This window comes from Halomonas sp. DP4Y7-1, assembly GCF_019800705.1.
Taxonomy (GTDB): Bacteria; Pseudomonadota; Gammaproteobacteria; order Pseudomonadales; family Halomonadaceae; genus Halomonas; species Halomonas litopenaei_A.
Genome location: NZ_JAHVKS010000003.1, coordinates 324,475 through 347,601, shown reverse-complemented (window position 1 = coordinate 347,601; position 23,127 = coordinate 324,475). Strand labels below are relative to the sequence as shown.

Sequence of the window (23,127 nt, the reverse complement as noted above, 5' to 3'; positions counted from 1 at the left end):
GCGTCCTGTCGAGGTGCCTTACTTCTCCACGAAGGCACGCTCGATGACGTAGTCGCCGGGCTCGCCCATGCGCGGGGAAATATTGAAGCCGAGCTCGTCGAGCAATGCGCTGGTGTCATCCAGCATGGCCGGGCTGCCGCAGATCATGGCCCGGTCCTGCTTGGGATCGATGGGCGGCAGGCCCTTGTCGTCGGTCAGCTTGCCAGTGCGGATGTGATCGGTCAGGCGGCCCATGGTGTGGAAGTCTTCACGGGTCACGGTGGGGTAGTAGACCAGCTTCTCGCTGATCTCCTCGCCCAGGTACTCGTGAGCCGGCAGCTCCTTGGTGATGAAGTCGGCGTAAGCCAGCTCATTCACGTGACGCACACCGTGCACCAGCACCACCTTCTCGAAGCGCTCGTACACCTCGGGGTCCTGAATCAGGCTCAAGAACGGCGCCAGGCCGGTGCCGGTGGAGAGCATGTAAAGGTTACGCCCAGGCAGCAGATCGTCGCATACCAGGGTACCGGTAGGCTTGCGGCTGACCATGATCTGGTCGCCCACCTGCAGGTGCTGCAGACGTGACGTCAGCGGACCATCCGGCACCTTGATGCTGAAGAACTCAAGGTGGTCTTCATAATTGGGACTTGCCACGGAGTAGGCACGCATCAGTGGCTTGCCATTGACCTCGAGCCCGATCATCACGAACTGGCCGTTCTTGAAGCGCAGGCTGCGCTCACGAGTGGTGCGGAAGGTGAACAGGGAATCGTTCCAATGGTGAACGCTCAGCACCTCTTCCAGGGCAAACTTGCTCATGCCAACTCCTTAAAAGCGTGGGCTTATACGTTTAAAGAATAAGCCTTGATATTTAATCTTGCGGATAATTCTAAGACCGGCCATATTATCTGTTAAATGAATTGTATGGATATGTCTTATCTATTTGTTTGATATAGGCAGTCCTCATCGGGAAATTTTGCTATCCGCGGCGGGTGCCTGATCCCCCCTCAAGGAGCCTCAACCATGCGCTACACCCTTCGCCAGCTGGAGGTCTTCGTGGCCGTCGCCCAGCACGAAAGCGTGTCTCAGGCAGCCCGCGCCCTGTCCCTGTCCCAGTCCGCGGCAAGTACCGCCTTGGCAGAGCTTGAGCGACAATTCGACTGCCAATTGCTGGATCGCATCGGCAAACGGTTAAAGCTCAATGCCCTGGGCTTCCAACTGCTGCCCAAGGCGGTGGCCTTGCTCGACCGCGCCGAAGAAGTGGAAGAACTGCTACGGGGACAGCAGGGCATCGGTACTCTGGATGTGGGCGCCACCCTGACCATCGGCAACTATCTGGCGACCCTGCTGATCAGCGACTTCATGCAGCGACATCCCGGCAGTCGCGTCCGCCTGCAGGTACGTAATACCCGATCCATCATTGATGCGGTGCGCCACCACCAGCTCGACCTCGGCCTGATCGAAGGGCAATGTGAAGAAGATGACGTTATCACCCAGCCCTGGGTCGAGGATGATCTGGTGGTGTTCTGCTCGCCCCGCCACCCCCTCGCCAACACGGGGCCAGTGGAACTGGACCGTCTGCTGAGAGAGCCCTGGATCATGCGAGAGGAAGGGTCAGGAACGCGCCTGACCCTGGAGCAGGCGGCACGTCATCGTCGTGGACGCTTTACCATCCTGCTGGAGCTGGAGCATACCGAGGGGATCAAACGTGCGGTGGAGTCGGGCCTGGGGATCGGTTGCGTCTCACGACTGGCGCTACGCGACGCCTTTCGGCGTGGCAGCCTGACCCCGTTGCCCACACCGGAGCTGGATCTCAGTCGTCAGTTCACCTTTATCTGGCACCGGCACAAGTACCTCACGGCCGGCATGCGGGAATTCCTTAGACAGTGCCGCCACATGACAGAGGGCATCCAGCGCAGCGACCAGATCGATCTGCCCCAGATACCGTGACGGCGCCCCACGTCGCGGCGGTGCAACAGGCACGGCTCGACGTGGGGCCTATTTCAGCGCAGATCATCCACCGCATCGCTGATACGCGCACTGTCTGCCTTGGTCAGGTCCTTGGACAGCGTGTGTATGACCAACTTGGCAGTCGGAGCATCGAGCTTATCGCGCAGATGACCAAGGAAGCGGGGGGGCGCCACCATGATCAGCTTCTCCATGCTGTTATCCACTCGGGCCTTGTACAACCGATCGGCCACTTCTCGTGCGAACAGTACTTCGTGGTGATGCGTTGCGACGTCCTCGCTACCCGCTTGGCGAGATGACGTTGCACTGGACTCATGAACATCGCCGCCCTTGTCGGTCACTAGATCCCCCTCATGCAGCCGGCCTTCGGCATGCACAAGACTCTCCAGCTCTTCAAACCGGCGCCCTTCACGGGTGAAAATCCGCGCCCGTGACGCATCGGCTACCACGATATAGGTCGTCATGATCAGTCCTCGCCTCCCTGAGCTCTGTCACTCCGGCACAATGACCGGTACAGAATCACCATGGCAACGGACCTCAGATGCGTCAACTGATGGTTTTCGGCGACACCTGCGTCGCCCATCTCGGACACTGACCACAAGGACACTATTTGGGGTAGGATGCAGCGACTTGGCCCACCGGCGAGCCAAGTGAGCACACACTCTCCACCGCCGAGCAAAGATTCATATCTGTGGATAGTCCAAAACGGGCTACCTGCTGGAGGACCCAGACCATGCGCCAGTTCCTGCTACCCCGCGCCCCCCTGGCCCGGCGCACCCTGCTTTGTTGCCACCTTCTGGCCCAACTCGGTGTTCTTGCTGCCGGCCTGTGGTGGCTGATACCACGCTCTCCATGGGTCACCATGTCGAGCTGGAGTGACAGCTGGCCACCTCTGGCCGTGGGCGCGGGGGTCACCCTGCTGACGATGCTGGCTTTGCGTCTGCTGGCGGAGCTGTGGTTACTGCCCCACCACCTGAGTGCCCAGCGCCCCGGCTTTGCGCCAGGCGCCGTAGTGACGCGCTCCTATGACCGGCGTCCGGCGGTACACGATGGCGACAAGGCCTGGACATCGCAGGCACGCTCCATCGAGGACGACGACGCCGTCGTCGGCAGCGCGCGGGTGACCCGCGAGGCCGAGCCCCTCGCCCAACGCAAGCAACGCGAGCCGGGGCTGGATTTCCATCGTGCCCAGCAGGAAGAGCCCGCCGGACGACGCCAGGAGCCAAGCCTCTAGCGCGCCGCCAAAGCGGCTGTCAGCGTCCTCGCCATAACCGTCGCCGCCATAGCCGTCGGCACTGACAGACGAGCAGTACGCCCAGCAGCGCACCTAGCGTGTTGGCCAGCATATCCCAAAGGTCTCCCCCCAGGCGGCCAGGCACCGGGATCTGCGCAAGCTCGATCAGCACCCCGTAGCCGACGGCCAGCCCCACCGATAGCCACGCCCTGTCACAGGCCAGCGCCACCAACGCCGCCAATCCGGCATACGCCAGCAGGTGGTTGGCCTTGTCCCATGGCAGGTCTTCGGGCAACTCGCTGGCCGGCATCAAACTGCCCCAGGCGATGACCGCCGCTAGCAACAACGCCATCCCCCACCACCCGCCTGAATGACGCGGGCGCTGGCGGGTGGCGCCACTAGCGTCAGCCTGTCGCGATGTTGGCATGGTAGGCCGGGCTCAATTCATGCAGCGCGTCCATGAAGGCAGTCACGTTGCTCGGGTCGGTAAACTGGTTGATCCCGTGGCCCAGGTTGAAGATGTGACCAGGCCCTTCGCCGTAGCTATCGAGAATACGGCCGACTTCGGCACGAATCGCCTGGGGAGTGCCAAACAACACGTTCGGGTCCATGTTGCCCTGCAAGGCCACCTTCCGGCCGACCCTGCCGCGCGCATTGGAAAGCTCTGTGGTCCAATCCAATCCCAGCGCATCCGCCCCGGTGTCCGCCAGGTCCTCGAGCCACTGCCCGCCATTCTTGGTAAACAGGATCACCGGCACCCGGCGACCGTCATGCTCCCGCTCCAGTCCCGCCACGATCTGCTCCATGTACTTGAGCGAGAACTCGCGATAGGCCGGCGTCGACAGCGTCCCTCCCCAGGTATCGAAGATCTGTACCGCCTGTGCACCGGCACGAATCTGCGCATTGAGGTAGTCCGTCACGGCATCCGCCAGCGTATCCAGCAATTGATGCATGACGTCGGGGGTGGCGTAGAGCATGCTTTTGACGTGACGGAAGTCCTTGCTGGAGGCTCCCTCGACCATGTAGGTCGCCAGCGTCCAGGGACTCCCGGAGAACCCGATCAGCGGCACCCGACCATTGAGCTCACGCCGAATGGTGGAGACCGCGCGCATCACATAGTCGAGATCTCGCTCGGCATCCGGCGCCTGCAGCGCAGCCACGTCAGCGGCGGTTCTCACCGGCTTGCGGAACTTCGGACCTTCTCCAGTCTCGAAGTACAGCCCAAGGCCCATGGCGTCGGGGATCGTCAGAATGTCCGAAAACAGGATGGCGGCATCCAACGGAAAGCGTTCCAACGGCTGCAGCGTCACCTCACAGGCACGATCGGTATCGCGGCACAGGTCCATGAAGCTCCCGGCCTCGCCACGCACCCGCTTGTACTCGGGCAGGTAGCGCCCCGCCTGGCGCATCATCCATACCGGTGTCCGGTCCACTGGCTGCCGTGCCAGAGCGCGCAAAAATCGATCGTTCTTCAGTTCCATGCAGGCATCATCCAACAGGAGATTTGCCCGCATTGTACCGCAATGACTGGCTGACGAGAGGCCCCTGCGACCGTGTGTCGTGGCTTACCCGAGTGCTTCCCGTGAGCCCAGCGCGAGTTCCTGATAGACTAAACGCCCCCTTGACGGCCCGACCGTTGTCTTGACTTCGAGGTACCTCGTGACGATCCGCTTCATCGCCGCCTCCCGCCTACCCACTCCCTGGGCGACGTTCACCATGCATGGCTTCGAAGACGAAGCCACCGGCAAGGATCATATCGCCCTGACATTAGGCGATATCGACGATGGCGCCCCGGTGCTTGGTCGCGTGCATTCTGAATGCCTGACGGGAGACGCCTTGTTCTCGATGCGCTGCGACTGTGGCTATCAGCTGCAAGAGGCGCTCAAGCGTATCGCTCAAGAGGGGCGCGGGGTGATCCTCTACCTGCGCCAGGAAGGTCGCGGCATTGGTCTGCTCAACAAGATCCGCGCTTACCATCTGCAGGATCAGGGCGCCGACACGGTGGAGGCCAACGAGCGGCTGGGATTCGCCGCCGACCTGCGACGCTATGACCTGTGCGTCCCCATGCTCGATCACCTTGGCGTGCAAGGCCTCAAGCTGATGACCAACAATCCCAGAAAGGTCGATGCCCTGACCCAGGCCGGGGTGCAGGTGGTGGAGCGCGTAGCCCTGACCACCGGGCTGAATCCCCACAATGAGCACTACCTGTCGACCAAGGCTGGCAAGCTTGGACACATGATGGCCCTTGGTGATTTCACTCAAGCAGACGACGTGGACATCGAAAGAAAGTCCTGAGGTTGTAAGGAACCTGAAGGCGGCCCCGACAGAGGATCAAACGTCAACATGGCGTTCCATGGATTCCTACTGATGAGGTGTCACCATGAAATTCAAGTTCCTGCTGCCCCTTGCTGCCATCGCCGCTCTTCCCCTGACCGCCCAGGCTGATGCTCGCGCCACCGATCTCGCCAGGGCGCTCAACAGCGAACCCCTGTCCATGCGCGACGCGATGGCCAAGCCAGGAGACGACATCATCAATGCGCATATCGCCAGTGACAGCACTGAGGCCTTGAGCAAGGCTCGCCTGCGCCTGCAGTCCCGTCATGTCGATATGACCAACTTCATGCTGAACCTTGATTTAAGCCGAGCCGCTACAAAGTAAGGCTTTATTTTCAACACCCTGAAGACATACGACCGTTTTAATAGAAACCGTCAATCAGCATCATTGAAGACCTTGGCTGGCACACAGCACCGCTGCCCAGCATACTCACTTCAGCGTTCGGCGGGGCCAGCAAGCGCTCACACTGTGAGCTACCTTCAGGCTCCGCTGTAACGGCAAGGAGAGACATCATGAAACGCGCTCTACGACTCGTTACCGTCACCGCTGCTCTCGCCGTCGTCCTGCCCGCTACGGCCATCGCAGCGCCACCCAAGTACGCGCTGGCGCAGCTGGACACAGTGGACGGAGATAGCACACAGCATCAGCTACGCACCCGTATGCCGGCAATGATCGAGGCACAGCAGCCTAGCCAGGTGCAACGCTATAGCTGAGAGCCCTGATCTCTTTTCCGTAAGAACGGGTCCGTAAGAACGGGTCCGCAAGAGCGGGTCAGCAAAAACGAGCCCGGAGAAGCGAGTCCTGAAAGTCGCGCCATGGAACGAAGCGGAGTTAGACCAAGGTTGAAAAGGTATTTGACAGTTAGTTAGTCTGTTAATATTATGTCGCCAAGCAATAGCCACCCCCATCAGCGACCAACAGGTTCGACGTTACGCCTGACCAAGGCGGTGGATGGCTAAGCACTCGTGACAGCCAAGACACGGTAGGCCCAGATGGGCCAAAAAATGCCGGAGAAATTAAAACGACCGTTTTATTTTAAACAGGTCGACCAATGAGAAGGGGGCCAAGCGGCCCGCAAGGAGAGACATCATGAAAGCCAAGATTATCGCCACAGCCCTGCTGATCGCTGCTGCCCTGCCACTGACGGCAAACGCTGATCCTGCCACTGACCGCGCGCAACACATCAACGCCGAGCCGCTGGCACAGGTATCAGGCGCCGCTGTCGATGCAGCACACCAGGTCGGCAACACCCATATTGCCGACAACGGCAGCAATGCCATGGCCAATGCCCGCCTCGAGCTACTGCGTGAGCAAGACAAGCGCACCGACTTCGCCATGAGCGAGCATGACCTAGATCTGGCTCGTCAGGCCACTACCGGTTAACGTTTTCGGCGGAAATTAAAACGACCGTTTAATTAAGGCCAGATCACCGTGCCATCGAGTCGACGACATTGATGGTGACGACACACGATCACCGGTGAGATGGCCTCTTGATCCATGGTTGCGCCGATCGTTTCGGCGTGAACAACAAACGAAAGCCGCGACTCGCTGACCATAGACATGGGATGCGTCAAGGCAGCAACACCACTCACGACATCACTGACACAGTTTGACCGATAGAAGCTCCCTGGAGAGCTTCCACAGGAGAGAGACCATGAACGCCAAGATTGCCGCTACCGCCCTACTGATCGCCGCCGCCCTGCCGCTGACCGCCCAGGCCGATAATGCCAGTGAGCGTGCCCAGGCGCTTAACGCTGAGCCGCTGTCCCAGCTCACTGCTGACGCCGTGAACGTCGCCAATCAGGTGGGCAACACCCATATCGCCGACAACGGCAGTGACGCCATGGCCCACGCCCGTCTTGAGCTGCTGCGCGAGCAAGCCAAGCGCACCGATTTCGCCATGAGCGAGCACGACCTGGACCTGGCTCGTCAGGCCACTACCGGGTAATGTTTTCGGCCGAAATTAAAACGACCGTTTTATTCGAACCAAGAAATATCACAGCCTCGGTGCCCACGGCATCGAACTGACCGACAGACGATCTGTCGAGAGCTTCCCCAGGAGAGACATCATGAACGCCAAGATTGCCGCTACCGCCCTGCTGATCGCCGCTGCCCTGCCGCTGACCGCCCAGGCAGACCGGGCCAGCGAGCGTGCCCTGGCCGTTAACGCCGAGCCGCTGTCCACGATTGATGCTGGCGCACTTGAAACAGCACACCGTGTTGGCAATGCGCATATCGCTGACGACGCCAGCAACGCCATGGCCAATGCCCGGCTGGAACTGCTGCGCAACCAGGCACGCCATACTGACTTCGCCATGAGCGAAGACGATCTGGACCTGGCTCGCCAAGCCACCACTGGCTGATCAGGAGATGTTGCCGAGCGAAGCTAACCGCTCGATACCTGACCCTCCTGCTCCGCTAAGCGCAAAGGCCCCGCCCACCTGGATGTTGCCAGGCAGACGGGGCCTTTTGCTGTACTGCTCTCGGCCATCGCCTGCCTGCAGGGCGCCAGCAGCGATGTTCGATATGTCTTCAGCGCCACGCTGCCAGCGTAGACCTGAACCAGCACGTTACTCGCGGTACGTCACTTCATCCCTCACCCCGTCACTGCGGGGCTGCCACAAAAGCTTCAACAGCAGCGCCAAGGACAGCATCACGGCAATGCCACTGACAGCGCCCATCCACACCGTGCCACTGATTCCTGCCACAAAGAACGCCACTAGCCCGGCGATGCCGGCGGTCATGGCGTAGGGCAGCTGGGTCCGCACATGGTCGATGTGGTCGCAGCTTGATCCCGCCGACGAGAGAATGGTGGTATCGGAAATGGGCGAGCAGTGGTCACCAAAGATGCCTCCACTCAGCACCGACGCGATCGCCAACGCCATCGGCAGATCCATGGCCGCGGCTACCGGCATGGCAATCGGAATCATGATGGCAAAGGTCCCGTAGGACGTGCCGGTGGTGAAGGCCACCACGGCGCCAATCAAGAACAGCAACACCGGCACCAGGCTGGGCGGAATACTGGCCTCGGTCAGACTCACCAGATAGTCAGCCGTGCCCAGCTCCGAGGTGACGCTGCCGATGGACCAGGCCAACGCCAGAATGATGTACACCAGCGTCATGCTCTTGATGCCTTCCACGACAATATCCATCGCCTCGCGGAAGTCGAACAGGCGCTGGCTCATGCCCATGGTCAAGCCGACCATCACCGCCACCAGGGTCGCGATCAGAATCGACTGACCGCCGTCGGCGCTGCCGACCGCTGTCACCAGGTCGTTGTTCGGGAAGTCACCGGTCCACAGAAACAGCGGTGGAATCATGGCCAGCAGAACACCGATAGGCACCAGCATGTTGCGCTTGCGGGCAGTATCCTGTGGCGCCTTGAGCTCCATCGCATCGGTATCAGAGGGCGGCTTGGCGGTGTCCTCCATCAGTTTTCCGGTCTCACGGGCACGCCGTTCCGCCCGCGCCATGGGGCCAAAGTCCCATTGGGTGATGACAATGAAGAAGATCATGCCCAGCGCCAGCCAAGCGTAGAAGTTCAGCGGAATCGACGACAGATAGATCAGGTATTCCGAGCCACTCAACTCCATCTCGCCAAGCTGGGTGCCAATCAGGCCCATGACAAACACCACCCAGGTGGATACGGGGCCCAGCAGGCACATCGGCGCCGAGGTCGAATCGACGATATACGCCAGCTTTTCGCGGGAGACCTGCATGCGATCGGTGATGGGACGCATCACGCTGCCCACTGTCAACGCATTGAAGTAGTCTTCAAAGAAGATCAGCATGCCAAGCCCCAGGGTGCTGCCTTGTGCGCCTCGCGCACTGGCCACCTTGCGGGAAATGGCGCGGGCAATGGCATGGGCCCCGCCGGTACGCTGCAGGACACTGATCAGCACGCCGAACAGGCCACAATAGATCAGTACGGTGGCATTCCACTCGTCACCGATACTCGGCACGATGAAGTCAGAAAAGCTGTTATAGAGGCCGGCTGCGGGATTGTAACCAGCCAGCATGGTGGCCCCGAGCCAGACACCGCAGAACAGTGCGGGTATGACATTGCGTGTCGCCAGCGCCAGCAGAATCGCCAGCAGCGGCGGCAGCAGGGATAAGAGTCCGAAGGACATCGGGAGTCTCCTGGGTTCTTGTCGGTCTTGGCCCGAGGGGGCAACACCATGGGAGGTGGCGTCGCGCGGGCAGCGGGGCATCCTAGGCGCTAACGGCACAAACGGCAACCGCGCTGTCCCATCCCCGCAACCCATCCTCTTTAGGTGCAAGTCGACACGCCGTTCAACCAGGCTGACGAGTCTCCACCTCGACCCCTTTCATGCCCTCCTCAGTGTAGCGCTCCCCTGCCACGGCCTCCCGGTGAAACCAGTCGTTGAGACTCGCCAGATCGGCGTCACTCAAGGACAGCGACAGCGCTCCTAGATTCTCGTCCAGGCGGTTCAGCTTGCGGGTGCCAGGAATGGGGATGATGGCGTCGTCCTGAGCCAGTAGCCAGGCGAGTGCCACCTGGGCGGGGGTGGCACCTCGCTGCTGTGCCAACCCTTCCAGGCGATCCAGCAGGGCGATGTTACGGGCCAGGTTCGGCGCCGAGAAACGCGGTGCGTGGCGACGAAAATCGGTCTCGCTGATGTCAGCACGACGTCGAATCTGGCCGCTGAGGAAACCGCGACCCAGCGGTGAGTACGCCACCAGTGACACCCCCAACCGCTGGCACGTAGGGAGCACGCTGTCCTCCACTCCGCGACTCCAGAGTGAGTACTCACTCTGGACTGCAGCAATGGGATGCACCGCCACAGCTCGCTCCAGGGTGGCAGGTGACACCTCACACAGCCCTAGCGCACGAACCTTGCCCTGGGTGACTAGCTCGGACATGGCGCCGACGGTCTCTTCGATCGGCACCTCGGGATCGAGACGGTGGGCGTAGTAGAGGTCAATCGTGTCAATCCCAAGGCGTGCGAGAGAAGCCTCACAGGCAGCGCGAACATACTCTGGGCGCGTGTTGATCGACCGGGCGTAGTCGCCAGGCCTGCGCACGATGCCAAACTTGGTGGCAATCACAGCGCTGTCTCGCCTACCGTGCAGTGCCTTGCCCAAAAGTTGCTCGTTATGGCCCTGGCCGTAGGTGTCGGCACTGTCGAACAGGCTCACGCCTCGCTCCAGGGCCTCGTGAATCAGCCGGGTGGCATCACGGTCATCACTGGCACCATAGAATTCGGACATGCCCATGCACCCTAGCCCCAAGGGCAGAACGTGCAGGTGGTCACCCAGTGAACGTGGGGAATGTGAGGGAGAGGTCATCGCAGGCTCCTTAACGTAAGGCGGATCACGTCAGACGCGTTGTCTGACCTGCTGCATGATCCTGGCCGTGGGCCCGCGGGAGAATTGCTGATAGATTGATACTTGCAGCGTATCAATCCCTGGCGTCCACGAGACACCTCCCGGTCATCCACGATGAGTCGACCGCCGGGGGGCAGTGGCGTCCTTGCTTCTCTTCACTATCATGACGAGCGCCCCATGCCGCCCAGCAGACAATGGTTCAAGCGTTGCGACCGGCTCATCAGCTTTCTCGCCGTTGCCGATACTGGGCACTTTCGCCAGGCCGCGGATAGGCTGCATATCACTCAGCCTCCGCTGACGCGCCACATCCAGGCGCTGGAACATGAGCTGGGCGTCACGCTGTTCACCCGCACCACTCGTCAGGTGCGCCTGACCCCGGCAGGAGAGCGCCTTGCTCGCCGGCTGCGCCCCTGCTTTGAGGAAATAGAAGCCGCCTGGCACGAAGCCAGCGCACCTACCGACCAGCCCTGCCCCATTGCCATCGGCATGACGCCCGCAGTGGATGATGGCCTGCTGCCCTCCCGCGCATGGCTCGAGGCGCAGCTGGACCAGAGCGTGGACATCGAGCGCCAACCGTCCAGCAGGCTGCTGTCACGCTTGCTGAAGGATGACGCGAGGCCGCTATCGTTGGCCCTTGTCGGTCTGCCCATCACCCTCCCTGAGCCGTTGAAGTGCCACATCGTCGCCGACGACCCGCTATGGGTGTTGATGTCCGACGCCCTTGCCGAGCGGCTTGAAGAGGACCGGGACGTGGATCTTTGCAGGCTGAGCGACCGCCCCCTGTTCTGGTTTTCCCGCAGGGACAATCCGGACTACTTCGACCACTGCGAGCGCCTCTTTCGCATTCACGGCTACCAGCCCCAGCGACTGCGTGAGCCCGACGACCATCACCAATTGCTGGCGCTGGTCGCGGCAGATGAGGGCATCGCCCTGGCGCCCCAGAGCTTTCTGGTGACTCACCGGCAGGGCGTGACCTCGCGACCATTGTCGCCTCGCTGGAGCGACCTGCGCACTCGCCTCGCCCTCGCCTGGAACCGACATGACGACACGTCCTGCCGACTGGCACAGCGCCTTGTGGCGGCCCTACAGAGCAACTGAAGCGTAAGCAGAGCAACTGAAGCGTAAGCAGAGCGACTGAGGCGTAAGCAGCACGGCTCAGCCGCGTCGTCCAAGTACGGTCAGGCCTGGCCCCGGGTCTGCCGGATGCGCTGATAGGCATTGCCGATCTCGACGGTGCGGGCCTCGGCGACCTCGCGCATGCTATCCGGCAGTCCCCGGCTGGCCAGCTTGTCAGGATGGTTTTCGCTCATCAGCTTGCGATAGGCGCGCTTGATTTCGGCATCGCTGGCCTCCGGGCTGATACCCAGCACCTTGTACGCGTCCTCCAGCGGGCTCTGGCTTTCCTGAGTGGCGCCTGCCCCATGGGAGGCTCCACCGCGCAGCATGGCCTCGATCTGGGCTATTTCCGCCTCACTGCAGCCAAGGCCGCGGGCCACCCGCATCAGCATGTTGTGCTCGGCTGGGTGCAGCACGCCGTCTGCTGCAATGGCCGACAACTGCACCTGCAAAAAGATCTGTCGCAGCGCACCGCGACCACGGGTCAGGCGTGCCACTCTGGCGATCTCGGCATCCAGATCGAAGTCACTGGCCCGTCCGCGTTCGAATGCGGCACGAGCACTGGCCTTGGTGCTTTCGGGCAAGCGCAGGCGCACCAGCAGTTGCTCGAGCACCTGACGCTCTTCCCCGCTGACCTGACCGTCTGCCTGGCACACGGCGCCCATGACGGCGAAGGTGGAGTCCATGAACTGGCGCTGCATCTCGGCCAGACCCTTGCCGAGCATCACGCCGCCGCGCAGACGTCCGCCCAACCACCAGCCGATGCCGCCACCGATCAACATGCCCAGCGGGCCTCCGGTCAGCAGCCCAATTACCGCCCCGATAACAATGATGGTCAGCATAATTCCTCTCTGTCGGAGCCGTGTTTCAGTCCACGGCGTGCTGTCTGCTCAGGTGGCGCTGGCAGGTGCTTGAACGGTCATCGACTCGCCATCACGCCCACCCACCACCATGGGGGTACGCGAGGCAGGATACCACCGCCACCCGGACGCGGGCGAAAGCGTGCGCCGCCCACCTTTTCATCGAATGGTCATGGGCGTCACCGATACTGGCCGCCAGGTAAACGACGAATGCACTGCCCAGGACGTCTTATGCGACTTTCCTTCACTCGACTCGCCATTGTTGGCGCTATTGTTTCGGCTTGCGCCAGCGTCAGCGTGGCGTCCCACGCCGTGGCGCCGACCCACTGCGCACTGACGCCATCGGTCTCGGTGTTGCCGGTCTCTGTGCTACCGACCCATATGCGATCGGCCCCCATGTAGGGGGCCGATAGCGTCGTGCTCTGAAGGGACGGTAGGCTGACTCAGCCGAGGCGCTGCCGGATCGCCGCTTCAATTCCCTCAGCGTCCAGACCGCAGTCTCGCAGCAGTTCAGCCGGCTTGCCGTGCTCGGCAAAGACATCCGGCAGGCCCAGGTTGAGCACCGACACAGAGATCCCTTCGGCCAGCAACAGCTCATTAATGCCGCTTCCGGCACCGCCCGCCACGACGTTCTCCTCCAGGGTCACTACCAGCTCGTGAGCGCGGGCCGCCTCGAGCACGGCGTCCCGGTCCAGCGGTTTCACACTGCGCATATTGATGTGGCTGGCATCGAGCCGCTCCGCCACTTCGGCAGCAGGACCATTCAAGCTGCCAAAGGCCATCAATACTACGCCTTGGCCTTGGCGACGCGGTTCGGCCACCCCGATCGGCAGCGGCTCAAGGTGATCGGGAATCGCCACGCCTGGCCCCGTACCGCGCGGATAGCGCACCGCCGCTGGACCCGGGTGGTGATAGGCCGCACTGAGCATGGCGCGGCATTCTGCCTCGTCAGCCGGGGCCAGCACCACCATGCCGGGCACACAGCGCAGGTAGGATAGATCCAGGGCACCGTGGTGGGTGGGACCATCCTCCCCGACCAGGCCTGCGCGGTCGATGGCAAAGGTCACGTCCAGATCCTGCACGGCCACATCGTGAATCAATTGGTCGTAGCCACGCTGGAGGAAGGTGGAATAGATCGCGACCACGGGCTTCATGCCTTCGCAGGCCATGCCGGCGGCCAGGGTCACCGAGTGCTGCTCGGCAATGGCCACATCGTAGTAACGATCCGCATACTCCTTCGAGAAACGGATGAGGTCAGAGCCTTCGCGCATGGCCGGCGTGATGCCGATCAGGCGCTCGTCTGCCGCGGCCATGTCGCAGATCCAATCGCCAAAGACACTGCAGTACTTCTTCTTTGGCGGCGCGGGTGGCGTTGCCACCTCAGCTTCCCGAGCCTTGGCCGCATCGGGCGTCTCGAGCTTGGTAATGGCGTGATAGCCAATAGGATCGGACTCCGCCGGCAGGAAGCCACGGCCCTTGCGCGTCTTGACGTGCAGAAACTGCGGCCCCTCGAGCTCACGCATGCTGGTCAGGGCGGCACTCAAGGCATCAAGGTCGTGTCCATCGATCGGCCCGACATAATTGAACCCCATCTCCTCAAACAGCGTGGCCGGGCTGACCATGCCCTTCACATGTTCTTCCGTACGGCGTGCAAGCTCCAGAGCACCCGGCAGATGAGACAGCACCTTCTTGCCGTTCTCGCGCATGCTCAGGTACGGCTTGCTGACCAGAATGCGGGCCAGGTAGCTGGCCACACCGCCGACATTCTCGGAAATCGACATTTCATTGTCGTTCAGCACCACCAGCAGATTGGCATCCACATGGCCGGCATGAGCCAACGCCTCGAAGGCCATGCCGGCGGTCAGGGCGCCGTCACCGATCACCGCGCAGACGCGACGATCCTGGCCCTGGGTACGTGCCGCCAGCGCCATGCCCAGAGCCGCCGATATCGAGGTACTGGAATGGCCGACGCCAAAGGTGTCGTACTCCGATTCGGCTCGCCGTGGGAAGGCCGCCAGGCCACCGTAGCGGCGTATGCCGGTCATCGCTTCGCGACGACCGGTCAGGATCTTGTGCGGATAAGCCTGATGACCCACATCCCACACCAGGCGGTCATGGGGCGTACGAAAGGCATGATGCAGGGCGACGGTCAGTTCGACCACGCCAAGGCCGGCACCAAAGTGGCCGCCGGAAACACCAACGCTGTAGAGCAGGTAGGCGCGCAGTTCATCCGCTACGCGCTTGAGCTGGTCTGCGGTCATCGCACGCAGCGCAGCCGGGGTATCCAGAGTATCGAGCAGCGGCGTTGCCGGCCGCTCGGTGGGAATCGTGTCGAACAGCTTCATGGTAGCCCTGTGGTCGTCAGTGATCGCGTTCGATCATGTAGCGGGCGAGCCCTGCCAGAGGCGCCGCCGACTCGCCCAAGGGGGCGATGGCCTCGAGCGCCTCATCGATCAGTGCCGTCGCCTTGGCCCGAGCTCCCTCAAGCCCGAGCAGGGCGGGATAGGTCGGCTTGTCACGGGCCGCATCGGCACCCGACGTCTTGCCCAGCGTATCGGTGTCACCCGTGACATCAAGCACATCGTCATGTACCTGAAAGGCCAGGCCGATAGCGGCGGCATAGACATCCAGGGCGGCCAGGCGCGCGTCGTCTGCGGGCACCGCGATCAAACCGCCAAGCCTGACGGCGGCGCGAATCAGCGCGCCGGTCTTGTGGCGATGCATGGTTTCAAGGCTGGACAGGTCCGGGCGTTCTCCTACTGCCGCCAGGTCCAGCGCCTGCCCGGCCACCATGCCATCACGCCCGGACGCTTGCGCCAGGGTGGCCACCAATGCCCCCAGGCGAGGAGACGTTGAGGTGGCGAGCAACTCGAAGGCCAGTGTCTGCAGGGCATCGCCGGCAAGAATCGCAGAAGCCTCATCGAACGCCTTGTGCACCGTGGGCTGACCGCGGCGTAGGTCGTCATCGTCCATGGCCGGCAGATCGTCGTGCACCAGCGAGTAGGCATGCACCAGCTCAATGGCCGCAGCAGGAATGTCGAGATCGTCGTCGTTGGCGCCCAGCGCCCGACCGGCGGCATAGACCAGAATCGGGCGAAGCCGTTTGCCGCCGACAAGCAGACCATGGCGCATCGCCGCTTCGAGTCTCGGCTCGACAGTCTGGCGACCCACGAACAGCGTCTCCAGGCAGCGATCGACTCGCGCCCTGTCGGCGGCCAGACGGGCCAGCATGGTATCAGCGTTCACCCGCGTCCTCCCCGATATCAAAGGGCGACAGCTGCATCCCCCCCTCGGCGTTCTCCGTCAGACTGCGAACCTTGAGCTCCGCATCGTCCAAGCGTTGCTGGGCGTGGCGGGTCAAGGCCACGCCCTGCTCGAACGCCTTCAACGACTCCTCGAGCGACAGCTCCCCCGACTCCAGCCGTTCCACCAGGTGCTCCAGTTGCCCCATGGCCGCGGCAAAGTCCTGAGGCTCGGCATCTTGCTGTGATGGCTGGCGGTCCTGCGTTGCCATGCGCCCCTCCAGACAGTGGGCCAGGGACTGACCCGAAATGGCTTGGTCACGGCCATCGCCGACCGTGCGGGACACCGTGACGCCATCGCCAGGCACCCGGTCACCCTAAAGGGCGACAGTATACACGCTCTGCCCCTGGGGTCGTCTGCCCCGCGTTCCTTGCGCCTTGGTCGAAGACGTCACCGCGGTGGCCAGCGTACATGCACAAGACTCATGCTGCGGTGCAAGGATTTTCAACGTGGCAAAGGCTGCATGTGGTAGGCTATCGACCCTGATTTAGCGCCTTCTCCGCCAACCAGCCGCTGGCTGCCGCCACTTCCAAGAGGTTGATTCGACCATGGCCAAAACGTCCCTGGACAAAAGCAAGATCAAGATCCTGCTGCTCGAGGGCGTCCACCAGAGTGCAGTGGACAATTTTCTCAATGCCGGATACACCAACATCGAGCATCTGCCGACCTCGCTGGACGAGGCCACGCTGATCGAGAAGATCCGGGACGTGCACTTCATCGGTATCCGCTCCCGCACTCAGCTCAATGAGCGGGTGTTCGCGGCAGCCGAAAAGCTGGTCGCGGTTGGCTGTTTCTGCATCGGCACCAACCAGGTCGACCTGGGTGCGGCACTGGTGCGCGGCATCCCGGTATTCAATGCGCCCTACTCCAATACTCGCTCGGTGGCGGAACTGGTGCTGGCCGAAGCGATCATGCTGCTGCGCGGTATCCCCGAAAAGAATGCGCGCGCCCACCAGGGCGGCTGGCTGAAAAGTGCCAAGAACAGCCACGAGGCTCGTGGCAAGACCCTGGGCATCGTCGGCTATGGCAGCATCGGGTCGCAGCTGTCGGTACTGGCAGAAGCGCTTGGCTTTGACGTCATCTACTACGACGTCATCACCAAGCTGGCGATGGGCAATTCTCGCCAGGTCGCCAGTATGGAGGAGCTGCTGGCCCGCTCCGATGTGGTCAGCCTGCACGTGCCGGACCTGCCGTCCACGCGCTGGCTGATCGGCGAAGAGCAGATCAGCCTGATGAAGCCTGGCGCCATCCTGATCAATGCCGCCCGCGGCAGCGTGGTGGTGATCGAGGCGCTGGCCGAGGCCATCAAGGAAGGCCGCCTCAATGGCGCCGCCATCGATGTCTTCCCGGTCGAGCCGAAGGGTAACGACGACATCTTCGAAAGCCCGCTGCGGGGTCTGGAGAACGTCATTCTTACCCCGCACATCGGCGGCTCCACCCTGGAAGCCCAGGAAAACATCGGCGTCGAAGTGTCTGAGAAGCTGGTGACCTTCTCCGACAATGGCACCAGCATCACCTCGGTCAACTTCCCCGAGGTGGCCCTGCCGGCCCATCCGGACAAGCACCGCCTGCTGCACATCCACGAGAACGTGCCTGGCGTGATGTCCGAGATCAACCGCGTGCTGTCCGAAAATGACATCAACATTTCCGGCCAGTACCTGCAGACCAATGAAAAGGTCGGCTACGTGGTCATTGATGTGGACAAGGCCTATGGACCCCAGGCCCTGGAGGCGCTGCGCGAGGTCAATCACACCCTGCGTACCCGGGTTCTCTATTCCGAGACCAACTACGCCGACTAGGCCGCCGGACGCTGTTCCAGCTCGACGACGCCGCGCTCCTTCGGGAGGGCGGCGTCTTGCTGTCGTCTCAGGATGAGCGACAGACGACATTTAATGCCAACAAGACCTATCCTGATCTCTCCCCGCTGAGCGCTTCACAAGGATGCCTGATGCCGACCGGACTGGCCTACCTGATCGTGGTACTGGTGTGGGCCTCGACGCCCCTCGCCATCAAATGGAGCGCAGAAGCCGGCGCCCCCATCGGCAGCGTCATGCTGCGCATGGGACTGGCGCTGGTCGCCGGCATCGTGCTGCTGCTGGTGTTGCGCAGAACACTGCGCACAGACCGCCGCGCGCTGGTCAGCTACGCCGCCGCCATTCCGGGTGTGTTTGGCGCCATGGCGCTGAGCTACTATGCCTCCCAATTCTTGCCATCGGGCATGCTCTCAGTGATGTTCGGCATGGCCCCTCTGATCTCTGGCATCATCCTGCAAGCGCTGCCGGGCAGCACGCGGCTGAAGCGCTGGCACTGGATTGGCTGCGGCCTGGGAGTGGCAGGCCTGGCGGTGGTCTTTCTCGACAGCCTCGCCCTCGGCAGCGGCCAGCAGCTGGTGGCCCTGATCATGATGCTGTCCGCCGTCACGCTGTTCAGTGGCAGCGGAATAGCGGTCCAGCGCATCTCTGCGGGACTTCACCCTCTCGAGCAGACCGTCGGCGCCCTGGCGGGCTCCATGCCGTGCTTTCTGGTGCTGTGGCTAGCCAGTGGCGAGCCCCTGACCATCCCCCTGAGTGACCGCGGCCTGTGGGCAGTGCTCTATCTCGCCCTGTTTGGCTCCTTGATCGGTTTCCTCTGCTACTACCTCATTCTGTCGCGGCTGCACGCGGCCAGCGTTGCATTGGTCACGCTGATCACTCCGGTTCTGGCGCTATCTCTTGGCATGCTGTTCAACCAGGAGACCCCTTCAGCCTCCATGCTGGCCGGCGCCGCGCTGATTCTCGTCGCGCTTGGCGCCTATCTGTTCGGTGACCGCCTGAGCCGCCGTCGGGCGGCTCGGCATCACGGCGACACTTGACCCTTATGAGCGTCGGCTTGACAACTCATCAGGCCACGGCCATTTTGTACACAATAACTGACAGCGATTGCGTACCAGGACTGTGCACTCATATCGCACATCTGCTGTCGTACACGGCCACCGTCGGTTCCATGGAGGTGCAGTCGGACACAGACCGCGCACACCTCCATCGGTAGCCATCCTTGAAGGCACCTGAACCAGGTATTCGGCCAGACGCCATGCGGTGACGGCTCCTGGCAGCGGTTCGTGTCATGTGCACTACCGCGTGCCGAAAGCGCCTCACCCTGCCTGGGTAACCCTTCGCTTCGCGAAGGAGGAATGCATGCATTCACACACACCCACGACATGGATCCGGCAGCCGCTGGCCACCAGCGACCCCGCCGCTACAGCAGGCGTCGTGGTGCAGGGCTCACGTATTGTCGAGAAGCTCGGCGCGGGCCAGGTGCCCAGCGTAGCCGTCGACGAGGTGTTCGATGCCTCCCGGCACGTGCTGCTGCCCGGACTGGTCAATACCCATCACCACTTCTACCAGACGCTGACACGGGCCTACTCGCCTGCGCTCAACAAGGAACTGTTTCCCTGGCTCACTACCCTGTACGACGTCTGGGCCCACCTGGATGAGGCTCAACTGGCGCTGGCCAGCGAACTCGCCATGGTGGAACTGTTGATGAGCGGTTGCACCACCGTGGCGGATCATCACTATGTGTTTTCCGGGGCCCTGGAACATGCCATCGACGTACAGGTCGAGACAGCTAATCGGCTGGGGGTGCGGGCAGCGCTGACGCGAGGCTCCATGAGTGTGGGTCGCGATCAGGGCGGCCTGCCACCTCAATCCGTCGTCCAGGACGAAGCCACCATTCTCGATGAGAGCACCCGCCTGATCGACGCCTATCACCAGCGCGGCGATGGCGCCATGATTACCGTGGCATTGGCACCTTGCTCCCCGTTTTCGGTCAGCCGCGAACTGATGATCGACAGCGCCCGCCTGGCCGAGGCCAAGGACGTTCGTCTGCATACCCACCTGGCCGAAACCGAAGACGAGACCCACTACTGCCAGAAACTGTTCGGCATGCGTCCGCTGGATTATCTGGAAGATACCGGCTGGCTCAGCGATCGCACCTGGCTGGCCCATGGCATTCACTTCAACGACGACGAGGTCAGCCGACTCGGCAAGGCGGGTACCGGTATCGCTCACTGCCCCTCTTCCAACATGGTCCTGGGCTCCGGCATGTGCCGAACGCTGGAGCTGGAGGCCGCCGGAAGCCCGGTAGGGCTTGCCGTGGATGGCTCGGCCTCGGCGGACCATTCCAATCTGGCCGAAGAGATGCGCCAGGCCATGCTGATCGGCAGGCTACGTTATTCCCCCAGTCAGGTGCGTCACCAGGACGTGATTCGCTGGGCCACAGAAGGCTCCGCCCGCTGCCTGGGCCGAACCGACATCGGCGGCCTTGACGCTGGACAACAGGCGGACCTGGCGCTGTTTCGCCTGGACGAGCCTCGTTTCTCCGGCGCAGAAAACCCGCTTGCGGCGCTACTGCTGTGCGGCGCACATCGGGCCGATCGCGTCATGGTGGCCGGCCGCTGGCGAGTCGTCGACGGGCTGCCCGTCGACGTCGACCTGGGCGCCCTGCTGGCCCGTCATGGCGAGGCGGCGGCGCGGCTTCGCCAAGCGGTCTAGCCAGCAGGGCAACACGGCAAGAGCGATACCGACGCCACGGAACCCTGCTGCGTGGCATCGTTCTTGCAACGCCATTGTTCATCACCGCTGCATCACGGCAGTCAGCCACCAGGACTGACACCTGATGCGGTGGACCGGACTCATCGCCCAGGCCAGGGGACGGCCTGGCACTACAACGACAACAGGAGAGGATCCCGCCATGCATACGCAAGAATCCACTGGCGATAACCGCGACCGACCCACGGTTCGCTCCACCCACGACGTCAATGCCATGCCGCCACTGGGAAGGGCGATACCGCTTGGCTTGCAGCATGTGCTGGCGATGTTCGTCGGCAACGTGACCGTTCCCATCCTGATTGCCGGTGCTGCGGACCTGCCGCCGGATCAAACCACCTTCATGATCCAGGCGGCGATGTTTGTCGCCGGTGTCGCCACCTTGGTGCAGTCACTCGGTATCGGCCCCATTGGTGCTCGACTGCCTATCGTGATGGGCACCAGCTTCGGCTTCGTGCCGGTTCTGATTCCCATCGCCGTAGGCATGGGCCTGCCAGCAGCGCTCGGAGCTGCACTCTGCGGCGGTATCGCCATGGCCCTGGTAGGCCTGTTTCTCCCGGTCTTTCGCTTTCTGTTCCCGCCAGTGGTCACCGGCACCTTTGTGGTCATGCTGGGTACACTGCTGATGCCGGTGGGCTTTGCCTACTGGGGTGGCGGCTTCGGCGCGGCGGACTTTGGCGCCACCCATCACCTGCTGCTGGGCGCCCTGGTACTGATCGTCACCTTGGGCCTGCACCAGTATGGACGCGGCATCTGGTCCGAAACGGCACCGTTGATCGGCCTGGTCGTCGGTTACGTGGCGGCCACCAGCTTTGGCTTGATTGATTTTTCAGGCATCGGCACAGCTGACTGGCTGTCCCTTCCTGTGCCCCTGGCCATCGGCATCGAGTTTCATCTGGCTGCCGTTCTTCCCGTGGTGCTGCTGGCCATCGTCACCTGCGCCGAATCCATCGGAGATATTGTCGGCACCACTGCCGGAGGCCTGGACCGGGAGCCGACGCCCAAGGAACTCTCCGGTGGTGTCATGGCGGACGGCATCTCCAGCGTGTTCGCCGCCATCTTCAACGCCTTTCCGCAGATCAGCTTCAGCCAGAATGTGGGCATGGTCGCCCTCACCGGCGTCGTCAGTCGCTACGTGGTCGCCATTGGCGGTGCCTTCCTGCTGCTGGCCGGGCTCATCCCCAAGCTGGGCGCGATTGTCTCCAGCATTCCCAACTCCGTGCTGGGTGGCGCCGTGTTGATCATGTTCGGCATGATTGCCAGCGCCGGCATCAAGATGCTGTCTCACATCGACTTCAACAAACGCAACATGGTCATCATCGGCGTATCGCTTTCCGCCGCGGTGGGTCTACCCGCCCAGGAGGGGCTTTACGCCAACCTGAACGAGAACCTTCAAGCCATCATTGAGTCAGGGCTGATTCCTGGTGCGCTGTTCGCCATCGTCCTCAACCTGGTTCTCCCGAAAAGCGACCGAGTGTTCCGTGACGACGTCTAAGCCTCGGCGCCACCACCGGCAGCGACCGAACTGAACCGGCCCTGCTCACGACGTCATTCTCCCGCGCAGAAACAGCACCCACGAGCCCCAACCAGGGCCCGTGGGTGCAGCCACGTGTCCAGACTCAGCAGCTTCTGACGTCACGGTAGCGATGCCGCCGGTAGACCTTGACGCGCTGGCCCTGCAGCGTCGTTATCCCTTCCCATTGGAAACCTGCATGCTGAGCCACTCGCGTCGATGGCACATTGGCAGGATCAATGACCGCCACCAATGACTCGCTGTCGGTGACCGTAAAAGCATGGGTGACGACAGCACGCGCCACTTCGGTAGCCAGGCCCCTGCCCCAATGACGCACCGCATAGCGATAGCCAATCGCCAGTTCCTGCTCGCCATCCAGGGTCTCGTGATCGAAACCGCAAAACCCCATCAGGGCACGGGAGACCGGATGCACCACGGCCCAATAGCCAAACCCCTTCTGCCTGTACGTCTGACGACACGCCTCGATAAATGCCTGACTACGCGCAACATCGCAGACCCCACCAAGGGAGTAACGCATGACCCTGGGATCTGCCAACAGCCGGCTCAAGGCGGGCAGGTCGTACGCTTCGAAGGGGCGCAGGCGGCTGCGCGGCGTGGCCAGCACGTCGCCGCTCATCGGTATCGGCGGTTGCTCGTCATTGTGCATGCGGGCTCCGTATCGTCAGGCATGCCAACGAATCTACGTCATCCTGGCAGCGCCTGACCATGGTCTAGCACGCGCCTCTGGGTCTGGCCTCCCTCACGATCTATCACCACCGGGCCCGATTACTCGCCCGATGATCACGTTCCTTGGTCTAGCCCTTTGGTCGAAGCACGCCCCGACAACCGGTGCTCCCGCGCTAGTCTTGCCAGGTTCGCCCTCGTTGGAG

At 62.5% G+C, this 23,127-nt stretch carries 25 protein-coding genes; 14 read left to right on the top strand and 11 right to left on the bottom strand.

Translation table 11 applies throughout. From position 1 onward, the window contains the following. Positions 1-18: 18 nt before the first annotated feature. Positions 19-795: a ferredoxin--NADP reductase gene (locus KUV72_RS08005; RefSeq protein WP_045993904.1), complete on the bottom strand. Its 777-nt coding sequence runs from the start codon at positions 793-795 to the stop codon at positions 19-21. A gap of 204 nt (positions 796-999) precedes the next feature. On the opposite strand from KUV72_RS08005, the gene KUV72_RS08000 reads away from it, so the two are divergent. Beyond that, a complete protein-coding gene (locus KUV72_RS08000) occupies positions 1,000-1,926 on the top strand; it encodes a LysR family transcriptional regulator (RefSeq protein ID WP_206942223.1) in 927 nt (308 codons plus the stop codon). Positions 1,927-1,979: 53 nt separating this feature from the next. Here the strand turns inward: KUV72_RS08000 and KUV72_RS07995 are convergent, their stop codons facing one another. Beyond that, positions 1,980-2,408 (bottom strand): host attachment protein, encoded by a 429-nt coding sequence (locus KUV72_RS07995; protein ID WP_206942221.1) that lies wholly within the window; start codon positions 2,406-2,408, stop codon positions 1,980-1,982. Between the two features lie 269 nt (positions 2,409-2,677). Between KUV72_RS07995 and KUV72_RS07990 the strand changes: the two genes are divergently transcribed. After that, complete coding sequence (locus KUV72_RS07990; protein ID WP_206942219.1) at positions 2,678-3,178, top strand: hypothetical protein; 501 nt, start codon at positions 2,678-2,680, stop codon at positions 3,176-3,178. A gap of 19 nt (positions 3,179-3,197) precedes the next feature. On the opposite strand, the gene KUV72_RS07985 is transcribed toward KUV72_RS07990, so the two are convergent. After that, positions 3,198-3,530: a VanZ family protein gene (locus KUV72_RS07985; protein ID WP_261317393.1), complete on the bottom strand. Its 333-nt coding sequence runs from the start codon at positions 3,528-3,530 to the stop codon at positions 3,198-3,200. 52 nt (positions 3,531-3,582) lie between these two features. Continuing rightward, a complete protein-coding gene (hemE, locus tag KUV72_RS07980; RefSeq protein WP_206942215.1) occupies positions 3,583-4,659 on the bottom strand; it encodes a uroporphyrinogen decarboxylase in 1,077 nt (358 codons plus the stop codon). Positions 4,660-4,837: 178 nt separating this feature from the next. On the opposite strand from hemE, the gene ribA reads away from it, so the two are divergent. From ribA to KUV72_RS07950, 6 genes are all read left to right on the top strand, one after another. Next, positions 4,838-5,473, top strand: coding sequence for a GTP cyclohydrolase II (ribA, locus tag KUV72_RS07975; RefSeq protein WP_206942213.1), 636 nt, complete (start codon positions 4,838-4,840; stop codon positions 5,471-5,473). Between the two features lie 85 nt (positions 5,474-5,558). Further along, the gene (locus tag KUV72_RS07970) at positions 5,559-5,837 is read left to right on the top strand and encodes a hypothetical protein (RefSeq protein WP_222162202.1); all 279 of its coding nucleotides are present in this window, start codon (positions 5,559-5,561) and stop codon (positions 5,835-5,837) included. A gap of 188 nt (positions 5,838-6,025) precedes the next feature. Next, positions 6,026-6,226: a hypothetical protein gene (locus KUV72_RS07965; protein ID WP_222162203.1), complete on the top strand. Its 201-nt coding sequence runs from the start codon at positions 6,026-6,028 to the stop codon at positions 6,224-6,226. Between the two features lie 376 nt (positions 6,227-6,602). Further along, complete coding sequence (locus KUV72_RS07960) at positions 6,603-6,896, top strand: hypothetical protein (RefSeq protein WP_222237961.1); 294 nt, start codon at positions 6,603-6,605, stop codon at positions 6,894-6,896. Positions 6,897-7,167: 271 nt separating this feature from the next. Next, positions 7,168-7,461 carry a hypothetical protein gene (locus KUV72_RS07955; protein ID WP_222237960.1) on the top strand — a complete coding sequence of 98 codons (294 nt, stop codon included), beginning with the start codon at positions 7,168-7,170 and terminating at the stop codon, positions 7,459-7,461. A gap of 121 nt (positions 7,462-7,582) precedes the next feature. Then, a complete protein-coding gene (locus tag KUV72_RS07950) occupies positions 7,583-7,876 on the top strand; it encodes a hypothetical protein (RefSeq protein WP_222162205.1) in 294 nt (97 codons plus the stop codon). Between the two features lie 207 nt (positions 7,877-8,083). On the opposite strand, the gene KUV72_RS07945 is transcribed toward KUV72_RS07950, so the two are convergent. Together KUV72_RS07945 and KUV72_RS07940 are read right to left on the bottom strand one after the other, a co-directional pair. Next, entirely contained in the window at positions 8,084-9,643 is a 1,560-nt protein-coding gene (locus KUV72_RS07945) for a Na+/H+ antiporter NhaC family protein (RefSeq protein WP_206942202.1), read from the bottom strand. Positions 9,644-9,806: 163 nt separating this feature from the next. Further along, positions 9,807-10,823 (bottom strand): aldo/keto reductase, encoded by a 1,017-nt coding sequence (locus KUV72_RS07940; RefSeq protein ID WP_222237959.1) that lies wholly within the window; start codon positions 10,821-10,823, stop codon positions 9,807-9,809. A gap of 216 nt (positions 10,824-11,039) precedes the next feature. On the opposite strand from KUV72_RS07940, the gene KUV72_RS07935 reads away from it, so the two are divergent. Continuing rightward, the gene (locus tag KUV72_RS07935) at positions 11,040-11,960 is read left to right on the top strand and encodes a LysR family transcriptional regulator (RefSeq protein WP_222237958.1); all 921 of its coding nucleotides are present in this window, start codon (positions 11,040-11,042) and stop codon (positions 11,958-11,960) included. An 80-nt stretch (positions 11,961-12,040) separates the two neighbouring features. On the opposite strand, the gene djlA is transcribed toward KUV72_RS07935, so the two are convergent. Beyond that, complete coding sequence (gene djlA, locus KUV72_RS07930; RefSeq protein WP_222237957.1) at positions 12,041-12,820, bottom strand: co-chaperone DjlA; 780 nt, start codon at positions 12,818-12,820, stop codon at positions 12,041-12,043. Between the two features lie 249 nt (positions 12,821-13,069). Here djlA and KUV72_RS07925 point away from each other — a divergent pair, with 249 nt between their 5' ends. After that, on the top strand, positions 13,070-13,240 hold the full coding sequence (locus KUV72_RS07925) for a hypothetical protein (RefSeq protein ID WP_222237956.1): 171 nt from the start codon (positions 13,070-13,072) through the stop codon (positions 13,238-13,240). Positions 13,241-13,281: 41 nt separating this feature from the next. Here KUV72_RS07925 and dxs read toward each other — a convergent pair whose 3' ends face one another. Genes dxs through KUV72_RS07910 form a run of 3 tightly spaced genes read right to left on the bottom strand, consistent with a single transcriptional unit; the run spans position 13,282 to position 16,352 of the window. Then, positions 13,282-15,183, bottom strand: a complete 1,902-nt coding sequence (dxs, locus tag KUV72_RS07920) for a 1-deoxy-D-xylulose-5-phosphate synthase (RefSeq protein WP_222237955.1) — start codon at positions 15,181-15,183, stop codon at positions 13,282-13,284. A 16-nt stretch (positions 15,184-15,199) separates the two neighbouring features. Next, positions 15,200-16,069, bottom strand: a complete 870-nt coding sequence (ispA, locus tag KUV72_RS07915; RefSeq protein ID WP_222238055.1) for a (2E,6E)-farnesyl diphosphate synthase — start codon at positions 16,067-16,069, stop codon at positions 15,200-15,202. 4 nt (positions 16,070-16,073) lie between these two features. Further along, entirely contained in the window at positions 16,074-16,352 is a 279-nt protein-coding gene (locus KUV72_RS07910; RefSeq protein WP_206942185.1) for an exodeoxyribonuclease VII small subunit, read from the bottom strand. Positions 16,353-16,689: 337 nt separating this feature from the next. Between KUV72_RS07910 and serA the strand changes: the two genes are divergently transcribed. The 4 genes from serA to KUV72_RS07890 all read left to right on the top strand — a co-directional run bounded on the left by serA (position 16,690) and on the right by KUV72_RS07890 (position 22,219). After that, complete coding sequence (serA, locus tag KUV72_RS07905; protein WP_222237954.1) at positions 16,690-17,940, top strand: phosphoglycerate dehydrogenase; 1,251 nt, start codon at positions 16,690-16,692, stop codon at positions 17,938-17,940. 149 nt (positions 17,941-18,089) lie between these two features. Then, positions 18,090-18,992 carry a DMT family transporter gene (locus KUV72_RS07900; RefSeq protein ID WP_222237953.1) on the top strand — a complete coding sequence of 301 codons (903 nt, stop codon included), beginning with the start codon at positions 18,090-18,092 and terminating at the stop codon, positions 18,990-18,992. A 322-nt stretch (positions 18,993-19,314) separates the two neighbouring features. Further along, positions 19,315-20,670: an 8-oxoguanine deaminase gene (locus KUV72_RS07895; protein WP_222237952.1), complete on the top strand. Its 1,356-nt coding sequence runs from the start codon at positions 19,315-19,317 to the stop codon at positions 20,668-20,670. A 199-nt stretch (positions 20,671-20,869) separates the two neighbouring features. Further along, entirely contained in the window at positions 20,870-22,219 is a 1,350-nt protein-coding gene (locus KUV72_RS07890) for a uracil-xanthine permease family protein (protein ID WP_222237951.1), read from the top strand. Positions 22,220-22,343: 124 nt separating this feature from the next. Here the strand turns inward: KUV72_RS07890 and KUV72_RS07885 are convergent, their stop codons facing one another. Then, positions 22,344-22,904, bottom strand: a complete 561-nt coding sequence (locus KUV72_RS07885) for a GNAT family N-acetyltransferase (RefSeq protein WP_222237950.1) — start codon at positions 22,902-22,904, stop codon at positions 22,344-22,346. Positions 22,905-23,127: the final 223 nt, after the last annotated feature.

What these genes read in the sequence shown, in the direction of transcription:
- KUV72_RS08005 (WP_045993904.1), bottom strand. Translation starts at nt 795, where the DNA reads ATGAGCAAGTTTGCCCTGGAAGAGGTGCTGAGCGTTCACCATTGGAAC.
- KUV72_RS08000 (WP_206942223.1), top strand. Translation starts at nt 1,000, where the DNA reads ATGCGCTACACCCTTCGCCAGCTGGAGGTCTTCGTGGCCGTCGCCCAG.
- KUV72_RS07995 (WP_206942221.1), bottom strand. Translation starts at nt 2,408, where the DNA reads ATGACGACCTATATCGTGGTAGCCGATGCGTCACGGGCGCGGATTTTC.
- KUV72_RS07990 (WP_206942219.1), top strand. Translation starts at nt 2,678, where the DNA reads ATGCGCCAGTTCCTGCTACCCCGCGCCCCCCTGGCCCGGCGCACCCTG.
- KUV72_RS07985 (WP_261317393.1), bottom strand. Translation starts at nt 3,530, where the DNA reads ATGGCGTTGTTGCTAGCGGCGGTCATCGCCTGGGGCAGTTTGATGCCG.
- hemE (WP_206942215.1), bottom strand. Translation starts at nt 4,659, where the DNA reads ATGGAACTGAAGAACGATCGATTTTTGCGCGCTCTGGCACGGCAGCCA.
- KUV72_RS07970 (WP_222162202.1), top strand. Translation starts at nt 5,559, where the DNA reads ATGAAATTCAAGTTCCTGCTGCCCCTTGCTGCCATCGCCGCTCTTCCC.
- KUV72_RS07965 (WP_222162203.1), top strand. Translation starts at nt 6,026, where the DNA reads ATGAAACGCGCTCTACGACTCGTTACCGTCACCGCTGCTCTCGCCGTC.
- KUV72_RS07960 (WP_222237961.1), top strand. Translation starts at nt 6,603, where the DNA reads ATGAAAGCCAAGATTATCGCCACAGCCCTGCTGATCGCTGCTGCCCTG.
- KUV72_RS07955 (WP_222237960.1), top strand. Translation starts at nt 7,168, where the DNA reads ATGAACGCCAAGATTGCCGCTACCGCCCTACTGATCGCCGCCGCCCTG.
- KUV72_RS07950 (WP_222162205.1), top strand. Translation starts at nt 7,583, where the DNA reads ATGAACGCCAAGATTGCCGCTACCGCCCTGCTGATCGCCGCTGCCCTG.
- KUV72_RS07945 (WP_206942202.1), bottom strand. Translation starts at nt 9,643, where the DNA reads ATGTCCTTCGGACTCTTATCCCTGCTGCCGCCGCTGCTGGCGATTCTG.
- KUV72_RS07940 (WP_222237959.1), bottom strand. Translation starts at nt 10,823, where the DNA reads ATGACCTCTCCCTCACATTCCCCACGTTCACTGGGTGACCACCTGCAC.
- KUV72_RS07935 (WP_222237958.1), top strand. Translation starts at nt 11,040, where the DNA reads ATGCCGCCCAGCAGACAATGGTTCAAGCGTTGCGACCGGCTCATCAGC.
- djlA (WP_222237957.1), bottom strand. Translation starts at nt 12,820, where the DNA reads ATGCTGACCATCATTGTTATCGGGGCGGTAATTGGGCTGCTGACCGGA.
- KUV72_RS07925 (WP_222237956.1), top strand. Translation starts at nt 13,070, where the DNA reads ATGCGACTTTCCTTCACTCGACTCGCCATTGTTGGCGCTATTGTTTCG.
- dxs (WP_222237955.1), bottom strand. Translation starts at nt 15,183, where the DNA reads ATGAAGCTGTTCGACACGATTCCCACCGAGCGGCCGGCAACGCCGCTG.
- ispA (WP_222238055.1), bottom strand. Translation starts at nt 16,069, where the DNA reads ATGCTGGCCCGTCTGGCCGCCGACAGGGCGCGAGTCGATCGCTGCCTG.
- KUV72_RS07910 (WP_206942185.1), bottom strand. Translation starts at nt 16,352, where the DNA reads ATGGCAACGCAGGACCGCCAGCCATCACAGCAAGATGCCGAGCCTCAG.
- serA (WP_222237954.1), top strand. Translation starts at nt 16,690, where the DNA reads ATGGCCAAAACGTCCCTGGACAAAAGCAAGATCAAGATCCTGCTGCTC.
- KUV72_RS07900 (WP_222237953.1), top strand. Translation starts at nt 18,090, where the DNA reads ATGCCGACCGGACTGGCCTACCTGATCGTGGTACTGGTGTGGGCCTCG.
- KUV72_RS07895 (WP_222237952.1), top strand. Translation starts at nt 19,315, where the DNA reads ATGCATTCACACACACCCACGACATGGATCCGGCAGCCGCTGGCCACC.
- KUV72_RS07890 (WP_222237951.1), top strand. Translation starts at nt 20,870, where the DNA reads ATGCATACGCAAGAATCCACTGGCGATAACCGCGACCGACCCACGGTT.
- KUV72_RS07885 (WP_222237950.1), bottom strand. Translation starts at nt 22,904, where the DNA reads ATGCACAATGACGAGCAACCGCCGATACCGATGAGCGGCGACGTGCTG.